The organism is Stenotrophomonas sp. C-A (assembly GCF_054030835.1).
The window spans coordinates 2,756,491-2,773,322 of record NZ_CM132916.1 but is presented as its reverse complement, the minus strand read 5'-3'; the positions used below and the strand labels follow the sequence as shown (position 1 = coordinate 2,773,322).

Below are 16,832 nucleotides of genomic sequence, written 5' to 3'. Positions count from 1 at the left end.
ACTCCCCCATGTCTACCCCTTCGCTGTCCGTTGCCGCCGCACCCGCGACTGCACCCTCCACCCCGCTGGTGCTGGCAATGGCGGCCGGCGCCGGCTTCTCGGTCGCCTCGCTCTATTACAGCCAGCCGATGCTGGGCCTGATCGCCCAGGACCTCGGCGCGGGTGAGCGCGCCGCTGGCCTGGTACCGACCCTGACCCAGCTCGGCTATGCACTGGGCATCCTGTTGCTGGCGCCGCTGGGCGACCGCTTCGACCGTCGCAACCTGATCCTGTTGAAATCTGCATTGCTGGCACTGGCATTGGGCGCTGCAGCGATGGCCGGGCACCTGCCGGGCCTGCTGATGGCCAGCCTGCTGGTCGGGCTGATGGCCACGCTGGCGCAGGACATCGTGCCCGCCGCTGCGGTGCTGGCACCGGATGCGCAGCGCGGGCAGATCGTCGGCAGGGTGATGACCGGCCTGCTGCTCGGCATCCTGCTGTCGCGGGTGGTCAGCGGTGTGGTGGCTGAAGCGTGGGGCTGGCGCACGCAGTTTGTGCTGGCTGCAGTATCGGTGGCGGCGATGGGTGTGGTGATGGCGCGTGCGCTGCCGCGTTTCGCACCGACCAGCACGCTGCGCTATCCGGCGTTGTTGGGATCGTTGTTGGCGTTGTGGCGCGAGCAGCCGCAGCTGCGCCGTGCGGTGGCCAGCCAGTCGCTGCTGGCGGTGGGTTTCAGTGCGTTCTGGTCGACGCTGGCGCTGATGCTGCATGCTCGTCTGGGCCTGGGCAGTGCGGCGGCGGGTGCGTTCGGTATTGCGGGTGCGGCCGGTGCACTGGCCGCACCATTTGCGGGTCGATTCGCCGATCGCTTGGGTTGTCATGCAGTGGCGCGGCTGGCGATCGCGGTGGCGTTGCTGGGCTTCGGCCTGCTGCTGGCCGAGTCCTGGCTGCCGGCCGTCGCGCTGCTGCCGCTGCTGGTGGTGAGTGCGCTGCTGTTCGACTTCGGCTTCCAGTCGGCGCTGGTGGCGCACCAGACGCTGGTCTATGGCCTGGTGCCGCCGGCACGTAGCCGGCTCAATGCGTTGCTGTTCACCGGCATGTTCATCGGCATGGCTGCCGGTGGTGCGCTGGGCAGCCTGGCGCTGGCGCAGTGGGGGTGGCACGGCGTGGCCTGGTTGGCGGTGGTATGTGCGGGCGGCAGCCTGCTGCTGCGTTTGAAGTAGGGGTGGTGTTCGGCAGGGCTTGCAGCCCTGCACCTGCTGGAGGCAACAGCAACGGCAACAGCAACGGCAACAGCAACGGCAACAGCAACAGCAACAGCAACAGCAACGGCAACAGCAACAGCAACAGCAACGGCAACAGCAACGGCAACGGCGGGGTTCCTGTAGGTAGGCGGGGTGGGTCCGGTTGCGGGAGACGCCGTGAATCCGTCCATGGAGGCTCGGTCGCGCCATCCATGGCGCTCACGCCCCCGCAACCGGACCCACCCCGCCTTCGACAGTTTCCTGCGGTGTGTTGGAACGGATCTGACCCCAGATTGATTTCGATATCTGACAGAAGTGTCGACCAAGGTCGACACCTACCAACAGCCGTGGAGTTCTGTCAGAGGTGGGGCGGTGTCGGAGTGCGGGGTGTCAGCCGCATGGATGCGGCTGCCAAGCTTACAGGGACGTACTTGCAGCGTCCCCGCACTCCGACACCGCCCCGCCATCCCACGGACTCCACGCTTTTGCTGTTGCTTTTGCTGTTGAGGTTGCCGGCCAGCGGCCGGCACTACCGTGGGTGCAGGGCGCAGCCCTGCCGAACACCCCCCTAATCGTGACCGCTGTCGTCCAGGCTGATGATGCCGCGCCTCAGCGCCTGGGTCACCGCATGCGTGCGATCACCCACGCCCAGCTTGTCCATCAGGCTCTTCATGTGGGCCTTCACCGTCTGCTCGGAAATCTGCATACGCTCGCCGATGCGCTTGTTCGACAGACCACCGGCCACGTGCCGCAGCACCTCGGTCTCGCGCGGCGACAACCGGTCTTCCACCACATGGGCGGCGATGCTGGCCGCCACCGCCGGGGGAATCGGTGCGCGCCGGCCGCCAGCGACCATGCGGATCGTATCGACCAGCTCGTGGCGCAGCATGTCCTTCAACAGGTACGCACTGGCGCCGGCCTGCAGCGCCCGCACCGCACGCACGTCACCGCGGTAGGTGGTCAGCACGATGATGCGCGCACGCGGGTCCATCGCGCGGATCCGCACGATCGCTTCGACGCCATCCAGGCGTGGCATCTGCAGGTCCATCAGCACCACGTCCGGCTGCAGCTGCTGGTAGCGTGCGATGGCTTCCTCGCCATCGGCGGCTTCGCCGAGCAGGCGCAGGTCGGAATGGGCACCCAGCAGCGCCGCCAGGCCGTCACGCAGCAACGGGTGGTCGTCGACCACCAGCACGCCGATCGGGGCAGGGGACTCAGTCATGATTTGCTCTACTCCAGGGCCAGCGCCAACGCGATGGGCGGCGGTGATACAGGCGCCGGGCGGGGACCGCCAGCGCGACTTCGGTCCCCAGCCCGGTGCGGGTCCACAGCTGCAGTTCCGCACCGAGGCGCTGCGCGCGTTCGCGCATGCCCTGCAGGCCCCAATGACCATGGCCGGCATTCTCGTCGGCGATGCCGACGCCATCGTCGCGCACGTGCAGCAGGAAGCAACGCGTGCCGTACGACAGCTCCACTTCGATGGCGCTGGCGTTGGCATGACGCAACGCATTGCGGATCGCCTCACGCCCGATCAGGAACACTTCTTCGGCCGCGTCGGCCTGCAGCGGCGGCGTTGCACCTTCCACGGTCAGGCGCAGCGGATTGGTACCGTGACCGGCGTACTCGGCGTGCACATCGGCCAGTGCCGAAGCGAGGTCGCGGCCCGCGAACGGTCCCTCACGCAGGGCATTGACCCGCTCGCGGCCCTCGGCCAGGTTGCGTTCGGCCAGTTGCATCGCTGACTCCAGCTGGCCGCGTACCGGCTCCGGGGTCTGGGGTGACTGGCTGATCGCGTGCAGGCGCAGGATCAGGCCCTGGCTGCCCTGCAGCAGGGTGTCGTGCAGGTCGCGCGCGATGCGTTCGCGCTCGCCGTTGCGTTCCTGCAGGCGCGCGCGGAACAGCGCGGCCAGCTGCCCGCTGCGGATGCGTACCGCCATCATCAGCAGCGCGAGTATCGCGGCTGCGCACAGCAGCTTGAACCACACGGTCTGCATGAAGGTGGGCGCGATGCGGAAGCTGCGGCTGGCTGGTGCAGTGCTCCAGATGCCGTCTTCGTTGGCAGCTTCCACCTCGAACCGGTAGTTGCCCGCTGCGAGGTTGGTGTAATACGCGCGGGTGCTGCTGCCTGCGTCCTGCCAGCCGTCGTCGACGCCGGAGAGTCGATAGCGGTAACGGTTGCGCTCCGGGCGCGCCAGCGACAGCGCCACGTAGTCGATCTGCAGCTGGCTGGTGCCGGCGGGAAGGCGCAGTCCATCGCGTAGCAGCTCGTGCTTGCTGCCATACAACACGTCGCCGATGCGCACGCTGGGGGGCATCGAATTGACGTGGGAGCGGGTGGTATCCAGCCAGGCCAGGCCCTGGTTGGTGGCCAGCCACAGCAGGCCGTCATCGGCCAGGGCGGCGGTGGCGATCGGTCCACTCTGCAGGGCAATGCCAGGCATGCCGTCGATCGCGTCGAACAGGCGTGGCGTGACCGGCAGTCCGCTGCGCAGGGCGCGGCGCAACAGCCCGCTTTCCATCCGCACCAGGCCACGGCTGCCGTTGAGCCAGAGGTGTCCATTGGCATCGGCGACCATGCCGGTGATGCCTTCCAGTACGCCGGCCATGTCGGTGCGCACCGGAACGAAACGGCCGTTACCAACGCGCGCAGCCAGACCGGCTTCGCCCGCGACCAGCAGCAGGTCCTGCTGATGCAGCATAGCGGTGATCGGCCCCACCGACAGGCCCTGGCTGGCATCGAAGTTCTCGATGCGGTTCGCACTCATCCGGCGCAGGCGGCCGTCGGCATAGCCGAGCAGCAACTGGCCACTGGCGTCCAGCGCCAGCGATGAGTAGGCCTGCTCGGGCAGGCGGCTTTCGCGTTGCCATCGGTCGTGCTGGTAGTGCAGTACCCCCCGTTCGCCGGTGCACACCCAGGCCTGCGCGTCGTCGGGGAACAGCAGCGCATGCAGCGGTTGTCCGGTGAACGGCGCCGGCAGCGGGATCAACATGGTGTGGCCGGCTACCGTGCGCGCAAGATTGACCCAGTCGAACTGCCAGATCGGCGTGGGCGCCTGGCGTGCGCTGGCCTGCAGCAGCGTGGCGCTGCCATCCAGCAGAGTGCGCCGCAGATCGTAGGGCTTGAGGTCTTCGCCATAGCCATACACGCGGCCATCGCTGGCGCGTACCAGCGAGCGGTAGGGATCGCTCGGGCCCACCGCCAGGGTGTGAACGCTGCGTGCGCGGAAGCGGTTGAGGCCGAGATTGGTGCCAACCCAGAGATTGCCTTCGCGGTCGACGATGATCGGCACCGCCGAGGTGGCGGTCAGTCCGTGCGGTGAATCGAAGCGCTCCATGCGCACGGCCCGGGTGCCGTCGAAGGTGATGCGGGCGACGCCGCCGTGCGGGCTCATCGTGGCCCACAGCGCGCCATCGGCAGTGAACTGCAGGCGCGCAGCAACCAGTTCCGGAAGACGCCGCGCTTCACGTTCGCCGGCCGCCAACAGGCCCTGCGCGTTGGCCAGGGGGGAGGTGCCGCGCACCCGGTCGGCCAGCCACACTTCACCCTGAGGGCTTTCGGCCAGCGTCGCCATCTGCGAGACGGCGATGCCCGTGTCTTCAAACGCGGCCTGGCCGGCGGCACGCATCCAGATCTTCAGGTCGGCCAGTACCCAGAACCTGCCCCGGCTGTCGTGCAGCACCCACTGCACACGGCGCTCGGGCAGGCCGGCAGCGGCCGGCAGTGGCTGCCAGCGTTGTCCGTCAAAGCGGCGCAGCCCGCCATTGATCGCCGCCCACAGCCGGCCCTCGCGATCCTGGCTGAAGCGTGGGACCACGCCGACCGGCACCCCCTGCTCGCGGCCGTAGCTGTGCAGCCGCCCCTGTGCGAACCGGCTGATGCCGGCCTGGAAGTAGCCGATCCACAGGGCGTCATCGCGGCCCTGCGCCAGCGTGACCATGTTGGTGGACGGGAACTGGCTGCCGACGGGCGCCGCCTGCCGTTCGAAGCGGCGGCCATCGAAGCGGTACAGGCCCGAGCCGGTGGCCAGCCACAACAGGCCGTCGTGGTCCTGGCTGATGTCCCAGATGTCGCCTGGAGCACCCTGGCCGACGCGCCAGGCGGTGTGCTCGTAATCGGGCAGCCCGCCACTCACCGGCGGGCGCTGCACGGCGAAGGCGGGCAGGGCGGTCAACAGCAGCAGGCACGTCAGCAGCGTTGGCAGGCGACGCAGGAACGGGAAGGGGCGGCCTCGCATGGCGCGCATTCTGGCAGGTACGGGGCAGTCCGGGGTGACCCGAACGGGGTAGGCAGTGGCAGCCGCGGTCGGCTATCACGCCGCCATGTCCCCTGGAGCCCGGCGATGCAGCGCCTGTTCGTGATGTTCCCTGATCGCGGTCCGGGCATCGGTCTGCTGTGGCTGCGGTTGTGCCTGTCTGCGGCACTGTGCATGCCCGGCACGCATGCGGGTGGGTGGTCGGCGCTGTGCCTGTTGGCGGTGCCGATGCTCATGCTGGGTGTGTTGACGCCACTGGCGGCGCTGATGGCGACCGTGGGAATGTTCGCGCAACTGGCGCCCTGGCCACAGGTAGTGCTGCCATTGGCGCTGTTGATGCTGGGCCCAGGCGCCTATTCACTGGATGCGCGCTTGTTCGGCCGTCGCCGGCTGGAGCACCGGCCTCCCCCATTCGGGTAGGTGCTGGCCTCGACCGACGGGGGTAGGGCATCGCGCAGTGGCCACGCACCATGGGGCACCCCCTCGCGGCGTCCCGCATGGCCACCATTTTTCCGCCTGATCTGCCCGCTGCATCACTGGCACCGCAGCAGGCCGCCGCGCTACAGCGCGCCCTGCGCTATGTCGATGAGCATCTGTCGCAGCCGCTGCGGGTGACCGAGCTGGCGGCGGCCGCCTGCGTCAGCCGCTTCCATCTGGTGCGCCTGTTCCGTACCGGTACCGGCGCCAGCCCGCTGCGCTATGTGCGTCGCCGCCGCATCGAGCATGCGCGCCAGCTGCTGCCGGGTGCGCAGCTGCCGATGGCCTGCCTGGCCCAGCAGCTGGGCTTCTTCGACCAGAGCCATTTCGTCCGCAGCTTCCGCGCGGAGACGGGCTGCAGTCCCGGCCAGTACCTGGCCGGCGATGCCGCCCTGTTGCTTCCCCTTGATCGTGTTTCCAACGGAGTCCACCCATGAGCCTTGCCACCGCCACTCCCGCCCCGGCGCTGCTGTCGCCCACCGACCACGCCCTGGTGCTGATCGACTTCCAGTCGCAGATGGCATTCGCCACCCACACCATCGACATCTCCGCGCTGCGCAACAACGTGTCCCTGATCGGCAAGGGCGCCAAGGGCTTCAACGTGCCGGTGCTGCTGACCACCGTTGCCGAAGCGTCGTTCTCCGGCCCGATGTTTCCGGAACTGCCGCAGATCTTCCCGGGCCAGCCGGTGTTCGATCGCACCTCGATGAACACCTGGGAAGACCAGCCGGTGATCGATGAGATCAACCGCATCGGCAAGCGTCGCCTGGTTGTTGCCGGTCTGTGGACCAGCGTCTGCATCGTCGGTCCGGCACTGTCGGCGTTGGCGCAGGGCTTCGAGGTGTATGTGATCACCGATGCCTGTGGTGATGTCAGCGAAGAGGCGCACGAGCGTGCGATCACCCGCATGGTGCAGGCCGGCGCGGTGCCGATGACCAGTGTGCAGTACCTGCTTGAGCTGCAGCGCGACTGGGCACGCGGGGAAACCTACGACCTGACCACCGGCATTGCCCGCGACCACGCCGGCGGCTACGGCATCGGCATCCAGTACGCCAAGCGCATGTTCGGCGCGCAGGAAGGCGGGCACTGAGCATGCTGGCTGGCCATGGCCTCGACCTGGCCCTGCTGATGCTGCGCGTGGCGGCAGGAGGCTTCCTGCTGCCACACGCGTTGGGCAAGCTGTTCGGCTGGTTCGGTGGACCGGGGCTGTCCGGCTTCGCTACCGAGCTGCGCGGCTTTGGGCTGCCAGCAGTGGCACCGTTGCCGCTGTTGCTGGCCCTGCTGCAGGTGCTGTCCGGGCTGGCCGTGTTGCTGGGATGGCAGACCCGCATCGCCGCCCTTGCGGCGGCCGCTTTCATCGGCTTCACCGTCCTGTTGGCCCTGCCCAAGGGTTGGTTCTGGATGCGCGGTGGCAGTGAGTACCCGTTGATGTGGACCACGGTACTGCTGGCCATCGCGCTGGCCGGGCCCGGCACCTGGGCGCTGGACGTCCACCGACTTCCGGGAGACCTCGCATGAGCAACGATCCACTCGATCACGGCCGCCGCAACGTGGTGCTGGCCAGCGGCGCTGCCGTAGCGCTCGGCCTGGCCGGTCGCGCCGGTGCCGCACTCGATTCCACTTCCAAGGAGCGTCGCATGAGCACGCTGGTCATCCGCAATGCCCGCATCACCACCCTCGACCCGCAGCAGCCGCATGCGCAGGCGCTGGCCGTGCAGGAAGGCCGCATCGTCGCCGTCGGCAGCGACGAGGAGATCATGCGCGGCTGGGGCAGTGAAGCGACCCTGATCGATGCACAGGGCCGGCGCCTGCTGCCCGGTCTCAACGACAGCCACACCCATCTGATCCGCGGTGGCCTGAACTACAACCTGGAACTGCGCTGGGACGGACTGCGTTCGTTGGGTGACGCCCTGGACATGCTGAAGGCCCAGGTCGACCGCACGCCCGCACCGCAGTGGGTACGCGTGGTCGGTGGCTTCACTGCCGCGCAGTTCAACGAGAAGCGCCTGCCGACCCTGCAGGAACTCAATGACATCGCGCCGGATACGCCGGTGTTCCTGCTGCACCTGTACGACCGCGCGCTGCTCAACCGTGCTGCGCTGCGCGCCTGCGGCTACACCAAGGACACGCCGGATCCACCGGGCGGCCAGATCGTGCGTGATTCGCTGGGCAACCCGACCGGGCTGCTGCTGGCCAAGCCCAATGCGCTGATCCTGTACGCGACACTGGCCAAGGGCCCGCGCCTGCCGATCGAGTACCAGGCGAACTCGACGCGGCATTTCATGCGTGAACTGAACCGGCTCGGCATCACCTCGGTGATCGACGCCGGCGGTGGCTTCCAGAACTATCCCGAGGACTACCAGGTCATCGAGCAGCTGCACCGCGATGACCAGCTGACAGTGCGTATCGCCTACAACCTGTTTACCCAGAACAAGGGCAAGGAAGTGGATGACTTCCGTGGCTGGAGCGAGATCCTGCAGCCGCGCCAGGGCGATGACCTGCTGCGCCACAACGGTGCCGGCGAGATGCTGGTGTTCTCCGCGGCTGATTTCGAGCTGTTCAACGAGCCGCGACCGGAACTGCTACCAGAACTGGAGCCGGAACTGCACGACGTGGTGAAGCTGCTGGTCGAGAAGCGTTGGCCGTTCCGCATCCACGCCACCTACGACGAGAGCATCAGCCGCATTCTCGATGTCTACGAACAGGTCAACCGTGAGGTGCCGTTCGATGGCTTGCACTGGTTCATCGACCACGCCGAGACCATCACCCCGCGCAACATCGAACGCATCCGCGCGCTGGGGGGCGGCATCGCCGTGCAGCACCGCATGGCCTACCAGGGCGAAGCCTTCGTCGAGCGCTATGGCGTGCAGGCTGCGCGGCATACGCCGCCGGTCAAGCGCATGCTGGCCGAAGGCGTGCCGGTCGGCGCCGGTACCGACGCCACCCGTGTGGCCAGCTACAACCCGTGGGTGGCGTTGTCCTGGCTGGTGACCGGGCGCACCGTGGGCGGGCTGGCCCTGTATGGTGATGAGAACCTGCTTGAACGCGAACAGGCCCTGCGCCTGTGGACCCAGGGCAGCGCCTGGTTCTCCGGCGACGAGGCGGTGAAGGGCACGCTGAAAGCCGGTCAGCTGGCCGACTTCATCCTGCTCTCGGCCGACTTCTTCCGCGTCGACGATGCGCAGATCGCCGACATCACCAGCGTGCTGACCGTGGTCGGTGGGCGCATCGTGCATGCAGATGCCGACTATGCCGGGCTCGCGCCGCAGCTGCCGCCGGCGATGCCGGACTGGTCGCCGGTCAACCGGTTCGGTGGTTACCATGTCGGCGGTGCTGCCACCGGATTGGCCACCGCCCATCGCCTCCATCACGGTGTGGCCTGCAGTACGCATGGTGCTCATGGTCATGCTGCGCAACATGCGGCGCCCACCGATGACCTGACCGCCTTCTGGGGCGCGATGGGATGCTCGTGCTTCGCGTTCTGAGCCTGGCGCTGCTGGCCGTGCCATCGCTGGCGCTGGCCTGCGAGGGTGGCCATTGCACTGACGCCGGTGACGGCCAATTGCGGTGGGACGCCTCGCTGCGCCTGCGTGGCCTGTACTACGACCCGACCCGGTTTGGTATCGGCGGCGGCGAAGATGGCTATGGCCTGCTGCGTGCGCTGGCCTCGGCCAGCTATGTGGAGGATGCCTGGCAGGCGAAGCTGCAGCTGGGCGTGCATGCTGAGAATGGCAAGGCAGGCGGCCCCGGCCGCACCGACCGCAGCGCGCTGGACGTGCAGCAGGCGTACTGGCGCTGGCAGCGTGGCAGCTTCCACCTGCAGCTGGGACGGCAGGAAGCAGGTTATGGTAGTTCGCGGCTGCTGTCGGTGCGCGATGGGCCGAATATCCGCTTGGCCTTCGATGGTGCACGCTTGGGGTGGAAGGGTAGCTTCGGCACGCTTGATCTGATGGCGCTGCGGCCGGTGCAGAACCGACCGGGAGCCTTCGATGATCGCGGCGAACACGGTGCCCACCTGTGGGGTGCCTATGCCACCACGGCACGCGGGGAGGGCGCAGGACAGTGGGATCTGTACCTGCTGGATTACCGCCGCGAAGGCGCACGCTTCTCGGCGGGTTCCGGCACCGAGCGTCGGCAGGCCGTAGGTGCTCGCTGGTTCGGCCAGTCCGGTGCACTGGACTGGAACAGTGAACTGGTGGCGCAGGGCGGCGAGCTGCGCACTGCCTCGGGCAATCTCGATATCCGCGCCTGGACGCTGGCCACCGATACAGGGTGGCGCTGGACGGACCTGCCGCTGCAACCGCGGTTGGGGCTGAAGGCGGACATCGCCAGTGGCGATGGCAATCCGCGAGACGGCCGCCTGGGAACCTTCAATGCACTGTTCCCGAAATCGGCCTACTTCAGCGAGGCCAGCCTGCTGGCACCGGCGAACCTGATGGACCTCCAGCCGACCCTGACCCTGCGCCTGCACGACCCGGTGACGACGGAGCTGGGCGTACAGATGGCGTGGAAGCATCGCCGCGCCGATGCGGTGTACACCACGCCGGCACCACTGGTGGCGTTGCCGGGCAGCGCCGGTGGCGCGCGCCGCATCGGTAATCAGTACAAATCCGAAACCCGCTGGCAGGCCAGCGAACACTGGCAATGGCAGCTGCAGCTGGCCTGGGTCGATGCCGGTCCTGCACTGAAGCAGGCCGGTGGGCAGGACACGCTGTTCGCCTCGATCGTTGGAGCATGGCAATGGTGAACGCAACCGCGTCGCAACCCCCCGTACAGGCCGAAGGCGCCTGGTCCCCACTGAAGATCCGGATGTTCCGTTCGATCTGGTTGGCCATCCTGGCCAGCAACATCGGCACCTGGGTCAACGACGTGGCCGCCGCCTGGGTGATGGCCGAACGTACCGGCTCGCCGTTGATGGTGGCCCTGGTGCAGTCGGCGACCACCGTGCCGATCGTGCTGTTGGCACTGGCCGCCGGAACGCTTGCCGACATCGTTGATCGTCGCAAGTACCTGTTGGCGACCCAGGGCTGGATGCTGCTGGTCGCCGCCGTGATGGCGACGCTGACCGCGATGGACATGCTGACCCCACCGCTGCTGGTGCTGCTGACCTTCTGCATGGGCTGCGGTGCGGCGATGGCGATGCCGGCGCAGGCCGCCATCGTGTCCGAACTGGTGCCGCAGCCGATGCTGGCCTCGGCGGTGGCGCTGAACTCGATCGGCATCAACATCGCACGCTCGATCGGCCCGGCCATCGGCGGCGTGATCGTCGCCCAGCTCGGTGCGGTCTGGGCGTTCGGCTTCAACGCCATCACCTTCGCCGCGATGCTGTTCGTGGTGTGGGGCTGGAAGCGCGACCCGAAGCAGTCGAGCCTGCCGCCGGAGGGTTTCGGCGCCGGTCTGAAAGCAGGCCTGCGCTACGCCAGCCGTGCGGGACGCCTGCAGGCGGTGCTGATCAAGTCGGTCGGCTTCTTCTTCTTCGCCGCGGCCATGAACGCGTTGCTGCCGGTGGTGGTGCGTGGGCAGATGCACGGCGGGGCGGGGCAGTACGGCATGCTGCTGGGTTGCATCGGAATCGGTGCGGTGGGCGGTGCGCTGCTGCTGCCGAAGCTGCGCGCGCAGATGGATCGCGACCTGCTGGTGCTGCTGGCCACGTTGTCGCTGGCGTTGAGCCTGGTCGGGCTGGCGCTGACCCGCAGCTGGTACGTGCTGCCAGTGGTGATGCTGATCAACGGTTTTGCCTGGATCACTGTGCTGTCGTCGCTGCAGATTGCGGCGCAGACAGCAGTGCCTGCCTGGGTACGCGCGCGTGCACTGGCGCTGTACATCATGGTGTTCTCCGCCGGCATGGCGGCCGGTGGCCTGAGCTGGGGCGCGCTGGCTCAGCGTACCTCGCCGGAGCTGGCGTTGCTGGTGGCTGCCGCAGGTGCGGTGATCGGCGGATTGCTGGTGTGGCGCGTGCGTATTGCTGGCACCGAGGATCTGAACCTGCGTCCGGCCGGGCACTGGCCGGCGCCAGAGCTGTCGGTGCCGGTGTCGAACGATCGCGGCCCGGTGCTGGTCACCATCGAGTACCGCATCGACGATGCTGATCGAGCTGCGTTCCAGGCGCAGATGCGCGCGCTGGGCACGATCCGCCGCCGCGATGGCGCAGTGGTCTGGGGCGTGGTCGAGGATGTGGCCAGTCCGGGCATCCACCTGGAGTATTTCGTGACCCCGTCGTGGCTGGAGCACCTGCGCCAGCACGAACGCATCACTGCCGACGACAAGGCGATCCAGGAAGTGCTGCGGGAACTGCATCGCGGTGAGCGCGCACCGGTGGTACGCCACTTCGTGGGTGGCCATGACCCGCTGCCGAAGACCGGGGTACCGCACCACCACAGCGACATCTGACAAAAAAGGGGACGGCGGCGCTGGGTAGCGCCGCCGCGGTGAATCACTTACGCGCGAACGCCAGCAGGTCGGCGTTGAACTGGTCGGCGTGGGTAACGGTCAGGCCGTGCGGCGCACCGGGGTACACCTTCAACTCGGCGTCCTTGATGATCTGCGAGGACAGCTTGGCCGAGGCATCGAACGGCACGATCTGGTCGTCATCACCGTGCACGACCAGCGCCGGCACATCGATCTTCTTCAGGTCCTCGGTGTAGTCCACTTCCGAGAACTCGTGCACGCAGTCGTACTGACCCTTGACGCCACCGAGCATGCCCTGCAGCCAGAACACATCACGCATGCCCTGGGTAACGGTGTTGCCGTCGCGGTTGGCGCCGAAGAACGGCGTGGTCAGGTCCTTGAAGAACTGCGAGCGGTCACCGCCGGTGCCCTTGCGGATGCCGTCGAAGACTTCCAACGGGGTGCCGGCCGGGTTGGCTTCGGTCTTCAGCATCAGCGGCGGCACCGCGCCGACCAGCACCACCTTGGCCACGCGCTTGCTGCCGTGGCGGCCGATGTAGTGGGCCACTTCGCCGCCACCGGTGGAATGGCCGACCAGGATCGCATCCTTCAGGTCCAGTGCCTCGATCACTGCGGCCAGGTCATCGGCGTAGGTGTCCATGTTGTTGCCGTCCCAGGTCTGGCTGGAGCGGCCGTGGCTGCGACGGTCGTGAGCGATCACGCGGAAGCCGTTCTGGCCCATGAACAGCATCTGCGGGTCCCAGGCATCGGACGACAGCGGCCAGCCGTGGGCGAACACGATCGGCTGGCCGGTACCCCAATCCTTGTAGAAAATGCGGGCGCCGTCGGCGACGGTGACGAAGTTGCTCATTGCGGTTTCCTTGGCGGAAGGGAGGGAAGGCGCTGGCAGTTGTGCCGGTGCCTCCGGCAGTACAGCGCAGCGCCAGACCGGCGAATTGCACGGCTGTGCTGGATTGCACCGGATGTGACGCGTATCGCTCTGGCACGAAGCCGTTCCGGCATTGAGGATGGCGATAGCCCTGCTGAGGAGCCTGTGATGTTGAATGCCTGTTGGAGCCTGCTGTTGTGCCTGCTGCTGGCCACGGGCGCGCACGCTCAGACCAACGTCTACAAATGCGTGGACGGGCCGCATCCGGTCTACCAGCAGACGCCGTGCCAGGGGCGTGCGGAATGGCGCTGGGAGGTTCCGGCGGAGCCGGCCTCAACGGGTGCAACCGTGGCCAAGGCGGCGAGTCCAGCCTCAAGCCGTCCGCGTGTGGTACGGCAGGCGCGTGCGCGGGCTGCACTGATATCGATCAGCGCGGATCCTGCCGCCTGTGAGCGCGCGCGGCAGCAACGCGCGAAGGTGCTGGCCAATGGCAAGCGCATGGACTTCGTGCAGCGCCGGCAACTGGACGATGCCGTGCATGAGGCGTGCCGCTGAAACGAAATGGTGCCGGAAACGACAACGGCGCCCGCAGGCGCCGTTGGACAGGATGCGAGGTGCTGGACCTCAGCGACCGTCGCTGGCAGCCGCCGGTGCCGGCGAGGGCACGCTGTCAGGCTTGGGCAGGCTCAGCTCCGGGTTGCCCTGTTCGGCCTGCAGGATCTGGATGCGGCGCTGCAGGGAATCCAACTGGCTGTTGGTGCTCTGCACGTCGCTGCTCAGGCTGACCGCCTGCTGCTGGGCCTGCTGCAGGGCAGCGCTGACCTGGGCCGACTGTGCCTGCTGCTGTTCCATTTCCTGCTGCAGGGTGCGCAGGCGTTCCTCGTTGTAGGCCACCAGGCGCTCGGTATAGCGCTTGCCGGCCTCCAGGCGGGTGGTGTCGATGTAGACCTGGGCCAGCTGCTCGGACTGCTGCGCGAAGGTGCGGTAGACACGCTCGGCGTTGTCGACGGCATCGGTCTTGATCACCCGCCAGAAATTCTTCTCCTGGAACAGGGCGACGTAGTAGGTCAGGGTGTTGGCATTGAACAGCAGGCTGGCGCCGTAATTGCCGTTGTAGGTGGTGCGCAGCTCGGTCAGCTGGCGGGCATCCATCAGCTGCTTGAGCTCGTCAACGGTGTTGCGCACCACCGGTGCGGTACGTGCGGCCGGCTCAGCGGCTGCTTCGCGGTCGCTACGGGCAGCCATCGCCGCCGGTGCCACCAGCATCATGCCCACGGCCAGCAGTGCCGCGCCGCGCGCGTGCCGGGCGAAGACCGCGCCCCCTGAAGTTTCTCGCATGTCTAGACCATCCACGGATGAGTGTGGGTTGAGATGAAGGTGGTTCCCCGCCGGGAGTCTAGCATGTGCGGGGGCGCCGCCAAGGGCGCCCGTCACGGGTCAGTAGACCAGTTGTGCGGGCGTGCACTGGATGGACTGGACATGCACATCTGTACGGCCCAGTTCCAGGCCCAGCACCTGGGCCAGCAGCGAGCGCAGCAGCGAGCCGACGCTGTTGAGCAGCGGCTTCAGGACATCCAGGGCGGGCTTCAGCAGGAAGCACAGCAGGCCCGAACAACTGACCGGGCCATTGCCGGGGGCGGTGACGCCGTCGCCGGCGAACTGGTCCAGGAAGCCGTCTTGGGCGGTCTGCAGGTAAGATGCGAGGTTCTGCGTCATGCAGTTGTTGTAGGCCTGGTCGCTCAAGGAAATCAGCAGGCTTGCACACCGGTTGACGGTCAGTCCGCCGAGCAGGCTACCCAGCAGTGCCGGCAGCACGCCCAGCCCTTCGCCTGTCACCGCTGTGCGATAGCCCTTCCAGACAGAGCCATCCTCCCAGCATGTCAGCAGGCCCACCAGGCAGGGTTTTGGAACACCCTTGGGTACAACCCACGCGCCCAAAGGCTTCAGCCCCCGTGTCTGGTCGCCAAGTTCAAGCAGTTTGATGGACGCATCGACGTCATAGCGATTGCGACCAACGTTGGCTGCTTTCAGGTAGCGATCGGCCAACTGCGCTGCGGTCGAGCCCTGGCTCATGCCATCGTCGCGCGGATCGAGCACCCCGGACAGTACGCGCAGCAGTTCGCTGACCAGCTCGGACACGGCGGTGCCCACCTCCAGGGAGTTGACCTGGGTTGAACCGGTCGCGCCGGCGGGGAGGGTGAGGCTTTGCGTGTCGGTCAGCGTATTGACCTTGATGCTGTCATTGATCAACGGGGCGCCGAGCAGTGTCAGCATCTGCTCCTTCTGCAGGGTGTCGCCACAGACATTCTGCTTGGAGAACCGCTCGCTGTCGGCCACCTTGCCGACGCAGGCGCGCAGCACGGAGGACTCGACCTTGATCGTCGCCGTGGGAGGCGTGCTGCCACATTGCAGGCTGGTCAGGGTCGCCATTGCATTGGTCACGTCTGCGTGGACCGGCAGCTTCAGGCGGATGCCCAGCAGTGAAAGTACGCCGCCTGCAACGGGGATGTTGTTGGTGTCGATGTCGAGGAAGACGCGGATCTGCGCGTTGTAAGCGCGCGAGCCAATGCCTCCGATGGCGATCGACGGCGGCTCCACCACGGCGGCTTTCGCATTGACCAGGCCCAACAGGTTGAGGTCATTGACCGAGACCGCACGGCCGCCATTGGCTATGCTGATGCTGGTCCCTATGAGGTCCAGCACATTGACATCGGCCTGCAGCGCGCTGGAAATCGTTCCATCCGGCGCGACAACGCGTGCGAACAAGCCGCCGCCGCTGTCATCGGAGCCGAGTTTCACCTCCAGCTGCTTGAGGTCGATGCCCTGCACGACCAGGGCATTCTCCAGCGCACTCAGGTCCACGTGGGCAACGCCCTGCTGGGTGAGCAGGTCAACGGTCGCCTGAAGGATCTTGCCCAGCTTGACCTTGCGGCCGGCCAGCAGATTGTTGAACTCGGCCACGCCCATGTTGACGTCGATTGGAATGCCCAGTGCCTGCAGCAGTCCGTTCGGGGTGATATGCGCCTGTGCAAGGCCGTCGTAGCCGAGCAGGGTGGTCTTGTCGAGGTCGGCACCCACCAGTTTCAGGACATTTCCCAGTGGCGTGTTGCCGTTGATGCGGAGCAGTTGCGAGCCGACACTGAAAACCGCCGTGGGCTCTGCACGGCGCGCCACGGCCTGGGCGGTCACGGTCGGCAGGCTGCTGTTCTGCCCGAAGAAGGGAAGCACCGCGCGGCGGGTGATGACACGAACGGCGTTGCGTTGATTGGCAGCATCGACGGCCGGGCTGAAGTGCCCCTCGGTGGCCCGGGTCACGTTCCAGTTTCCGCAACGGATTTCCAGGCTCCCAGCGAACCTGTTCTGGGTGAGTGCACTCTGCCGCGCAGCACTGTTGTCGCTGTTGTCCGAGGTGCACAGCTCCAGCCGTTGCGCTCCAGCCAGTGCGGCCAGATCAGCGACTTTCTGCGCATCGCGCTTGGCCCAGAACAGGTAACCGATCTCGATCAGGCCCAGCATCGCCAGCAACGCCAGCATGACCAGCATCATGGTGATCGACATCCCGCCCCGTGGGCGGCTGAAACTGAACTGGCGTGGGCGTTTCAT

Annotated in this window: 14 protein-coding genes; 9 read left to right on the top strand and 5 right to left on the bottom strand. The window is 67.2% G+C overall.

The window, feature by feature from the left end; translation table 11 throughout:
- The first annotated feature begins 8 nt into the window (after positions 1-8).
- Positions 9-1,202: an MFS transporter gene (locus ACW5IY_RS12990; protein ID WP_049437741.1), complete on the top strand. Its 1,194-nt coding sequence runs from the start codon at positions 9-11 to the stop codon at positions 1,200-1,202.
- A 589-nt stretch (positions 1,203-1,791) separates the two neighbouring features.
- On the opposite strand, the gene ACW5IY_RS12985 is transcribed toward ACW5IY_RS12990, so the two are convergent.
- Positions 1,792-2,445: a response regulator gene (locus ACW5IY_RS12985; protein ID WP_014037539.1), complete on the bottom strand. Its 654-nt coding sequence runs from the start codon at positions 2,443-2,445 to the stop codon at positions 1,792-1,794.
- Positions 2,438-5,467: a sensor histidine kinase gene (locus ACW5IY_RS12980; RefSeq protein WP_049437739.1), complete on the bottom strand. Its 3,030-nt coding sequence runs from the start codon at positions 5,465-5,467 to the stop codon at positions 2,438-2,440. The genes ACW5IY_RS12985 and ACW5IY_RS12980 overlap by 8 nt, the downstream gene beginning before the upstream one ends.
- A gap of 96 nt (positions 5,468-5,563) precedes the next feature.
- Here ACW5IY_RS12980 and ACW5IY_RS12975 point away from each other — a divergent pair, with 96 nt between their 5' ends.
- The 7 genes from ACW5IY_RS12975 to ACW5IY_RS12945 all read left to right on the top strand — a co-directional run bounded on the left by ACW5IY_RS12975 (position 5,564) and on the right by ACW5IY_RS12945 (position 12,343).
- Positions 5,564-5,896, top strand: a complete 333-nt coding sequence (locus ACW5IY_RS12975) for a hypothetical protein (protein ID WP_049437737.1) — start codon at positions 5,564-5,566, stop codon at positions 5,894-5,896.
- 50 nt (positions 5,897-5,946) lie between these two features.
- Positions 5,947-6,390, top strand: coding sequence for a helix-turn-helix transcriptional regulator (locus ACW5IY_RS12970; RefSeq protein ID WP_053091860.1), 444 nt, complete (start codon positions 5,947-5,949; stop codon positions 6,388-6,390).
- Positions 6,387-7,043, top strand: a complete 657-nt coding sequence (locus ACW5IY_RS12965) for a hydrolase (RefSeq protein WP_049437734.1) — start codon at positions 6,387-6,389, stop codon at positions 7,041-7,043. The genes ACW5IY_RS12970 and ACW5IY_RS12965 overlap by 4 nt, the downstream gene beginning before the upstream one ends.
- Before the next feature lie 2 nt (positions 7,044-7,045).
- Positions 7,046-7,471 carry a DoxX family protein gene (locus ACW5IY_RS12960; protein ID WP_049437733.1) on the top strand — a complete coding sequence of 142 codons (426 nt, stop codon included), beginning with the start codon at positions 7,046-7,048 and terminating at the stop codon, positions 7,469-7,471.
- A 119-nt stretch (positions 7,472-7,590) separates the two neighbouring features.
- Positions 7,591-9,438, top strand: a complete 1,848-nt coding sequence (locus ACW5IY_RS12955) for an amidohydrolase (protein ID WP_192840227.1) — start codon at positions 7,591-7,593, stop codon at positions 9,436-9,438.
- Positions 9,417-10,700: an alginate export family protein gene (locus ACW5IY_RS12950; protein WP_049437729.1), complete on the top strand. Its 1,284-nt coding sequence runs from the start codon at positions 9,417-9,419 to the stop codon at positions 10,698-10,700. The genes ACW5IY_RS12955 and ACW5IY_RS12950 overlap by 22 nt, the downstream gene beginning before the upstream one ends.
- Entirely contained in the window at positions 10,694-12,343 is a 1,650-nt protein-coding gene (locus tag ACW5IY_RS12945) for an MFS transporter (protein ID WP_049437728.1), read from the top strand. The genes ACW5IY_RS12950 and ACW5IY_RS12945 overlap by 7 nt, the downstream gene beginning before the upstream one ends.
- 43 nt (positions 12,344-12,386) lie before the next feature.
- Here ACW5IY_RS12945 and ACW5IY_RS12940 read toward each other — a convergent pair whose 3' ends face one another.
- On the bottom strand, positions 12,387-13,211 hold the full coding sequence (locus ACW5IY_RS12940) for an alpha/beta fold hydrolase (RefSeq protein ID WP_043402511.1): 825 nt from the start codon (positions 13,209-13,211) through the stop codon (positions 12,387-12,389).
- 186 nt (positions 13,212-13,397) lie between these two features.
- Here ACW5IY_RS12940 and ACW5IY_RS12935 point away from each other — a divergent pair, with 186 nt between their 5' ends.
- Positions 13,398-13,784, top strand: a complete 387-nt coding sequence (locus tag ACW5IY_RS12935) for a hypothetical protein (RefSeq protein WP_049437724.1) — start codon at positions 13,398-13,400, stop codon at positions 13,782-13,784.
- A gap of 69 nt (positions 13,785-13,853) precedes the next feature.
- Here the strand turns inward: ACW5IY_RS12935 and ACW5IY_RS12930 are convergent, their stop codons facing one another.
- A complete protein-coding gene (locus ACW5IY_RS12930; protein ID WP_049437723.1) occupies positions 13,854-14,567 on the bottom strand; it encodes a DUF2968 domain-containing protein in 714 nt (237 codons plus the stop codon).
- A 99-nt stretch (positions 14,568-14,666) separates the two neighbouring features.
- Entirely contained in the window at positions 14,667-16,832 is a 2,166-nt protein-coding gene (locus ACW5IY_RS12925; protein WP_049437721.1) for a TadG family pilus assembly protein, read from the bottom strand.

Coding starts and splice junctions, on each gene's coding strand:
- ACW5IY_RS12990 (WP_049437741.1), top strand. CDS start 9: ATGTCTACCCCTTCGCTGTCCGTTGCCGCCGCACCCGCGACTGCACCC.
- ACW5IY_RS12985 (WP_014037539.1), bottom strand. CDS start 2,445: ATGACTGAGTCCCCTGCCCCGATCGGCGTGCTGGTGGTCGACGACCAC.
- ACW5IY_RS12980 (WP_049437739.1), bottom strand. CDS start 5,467: ATGCGCGCCATGCGAGGCCGCCCCTTCCCGTTCCTGCGTCGCCTGCCA.
- ACW5IY_RS12975 (WP_049437737.1), top strand. CDS start 5,564: ATGCAGCGCCTGTTCGTGATGTTCCCTGATCGCGGTCCGGGCATCGGT.
- ACW5IY_RS12970 (WP_053091860.1), top strand. CDS start 5,947: ATGGGGCACCCCCTCGCGGCGTCCCGCATGGCCACCATTTTTCCGCCT.
- ACW5IY_RS12965 (WP_049437734.1), top strand. CDS start 6,387: ATGAGCCTTGCCACCGCCACTCCCGCCCCGGCGCTGCTGTCGCCCACC.
- ACW5IY_RS12960 (WP_049437733.1), top strand. CDS start 7,046: ATGCTGGCTGGCCATGGCCTCGACCTGGCCCTGCTGATGCTGCGCGTG.
- ACW5IY_RS12955 (WP_192840227.1), top strand. CDS start 7,591: ATGAGCACGCTGGTCATCCGCAATGCCCGCATCACCACCCTCGACCCG.
- ACW5IY_RS12950 (WP_049437729.1), top strand. CDS start 9,417: ATGCTCGTGCTTCGCGTTCTGAGCCTGGCGCTGCTGGCCGTGCCATCG.
- ACW5IY_RS12945 (WP_049437728.1), top strand. CDS start 10,694: ATGGTGAACGCAACCGCGTCGCAACCCCCCGTACAGGCCGAAGGCGCC.
- ACW5IY_RS12940 (WP_043402511.1), bottom strand. CDS start 13,211: ATGAGCAACTTCGTCACCGTCGCCGACGGCGCCCGCATTTTCTACAAG.
- ACW5IY_RS12935 (WP_049437724.1), top strand. CDS start 13,398: ATGTTGAATGCCTGTTGGAGCCTGCTGTTGTGCCTGCTGCTGGCCACG.
- ACW5IY_RS12930 (WP_049437723.1), bottom strand. CDS start 14,567: ATGCGAGAAACTTCAGGGGGCGCGGTCTTCGCCCGGCACGCGCGCGGC.
- ACW5IY_RS12925 (WP_049437721.1), bottom strand. CDS start 16,832: ATGAAACGCCCACGCCAGTTCAGTTTCAGCCGCCCACGGGGCGGGATG.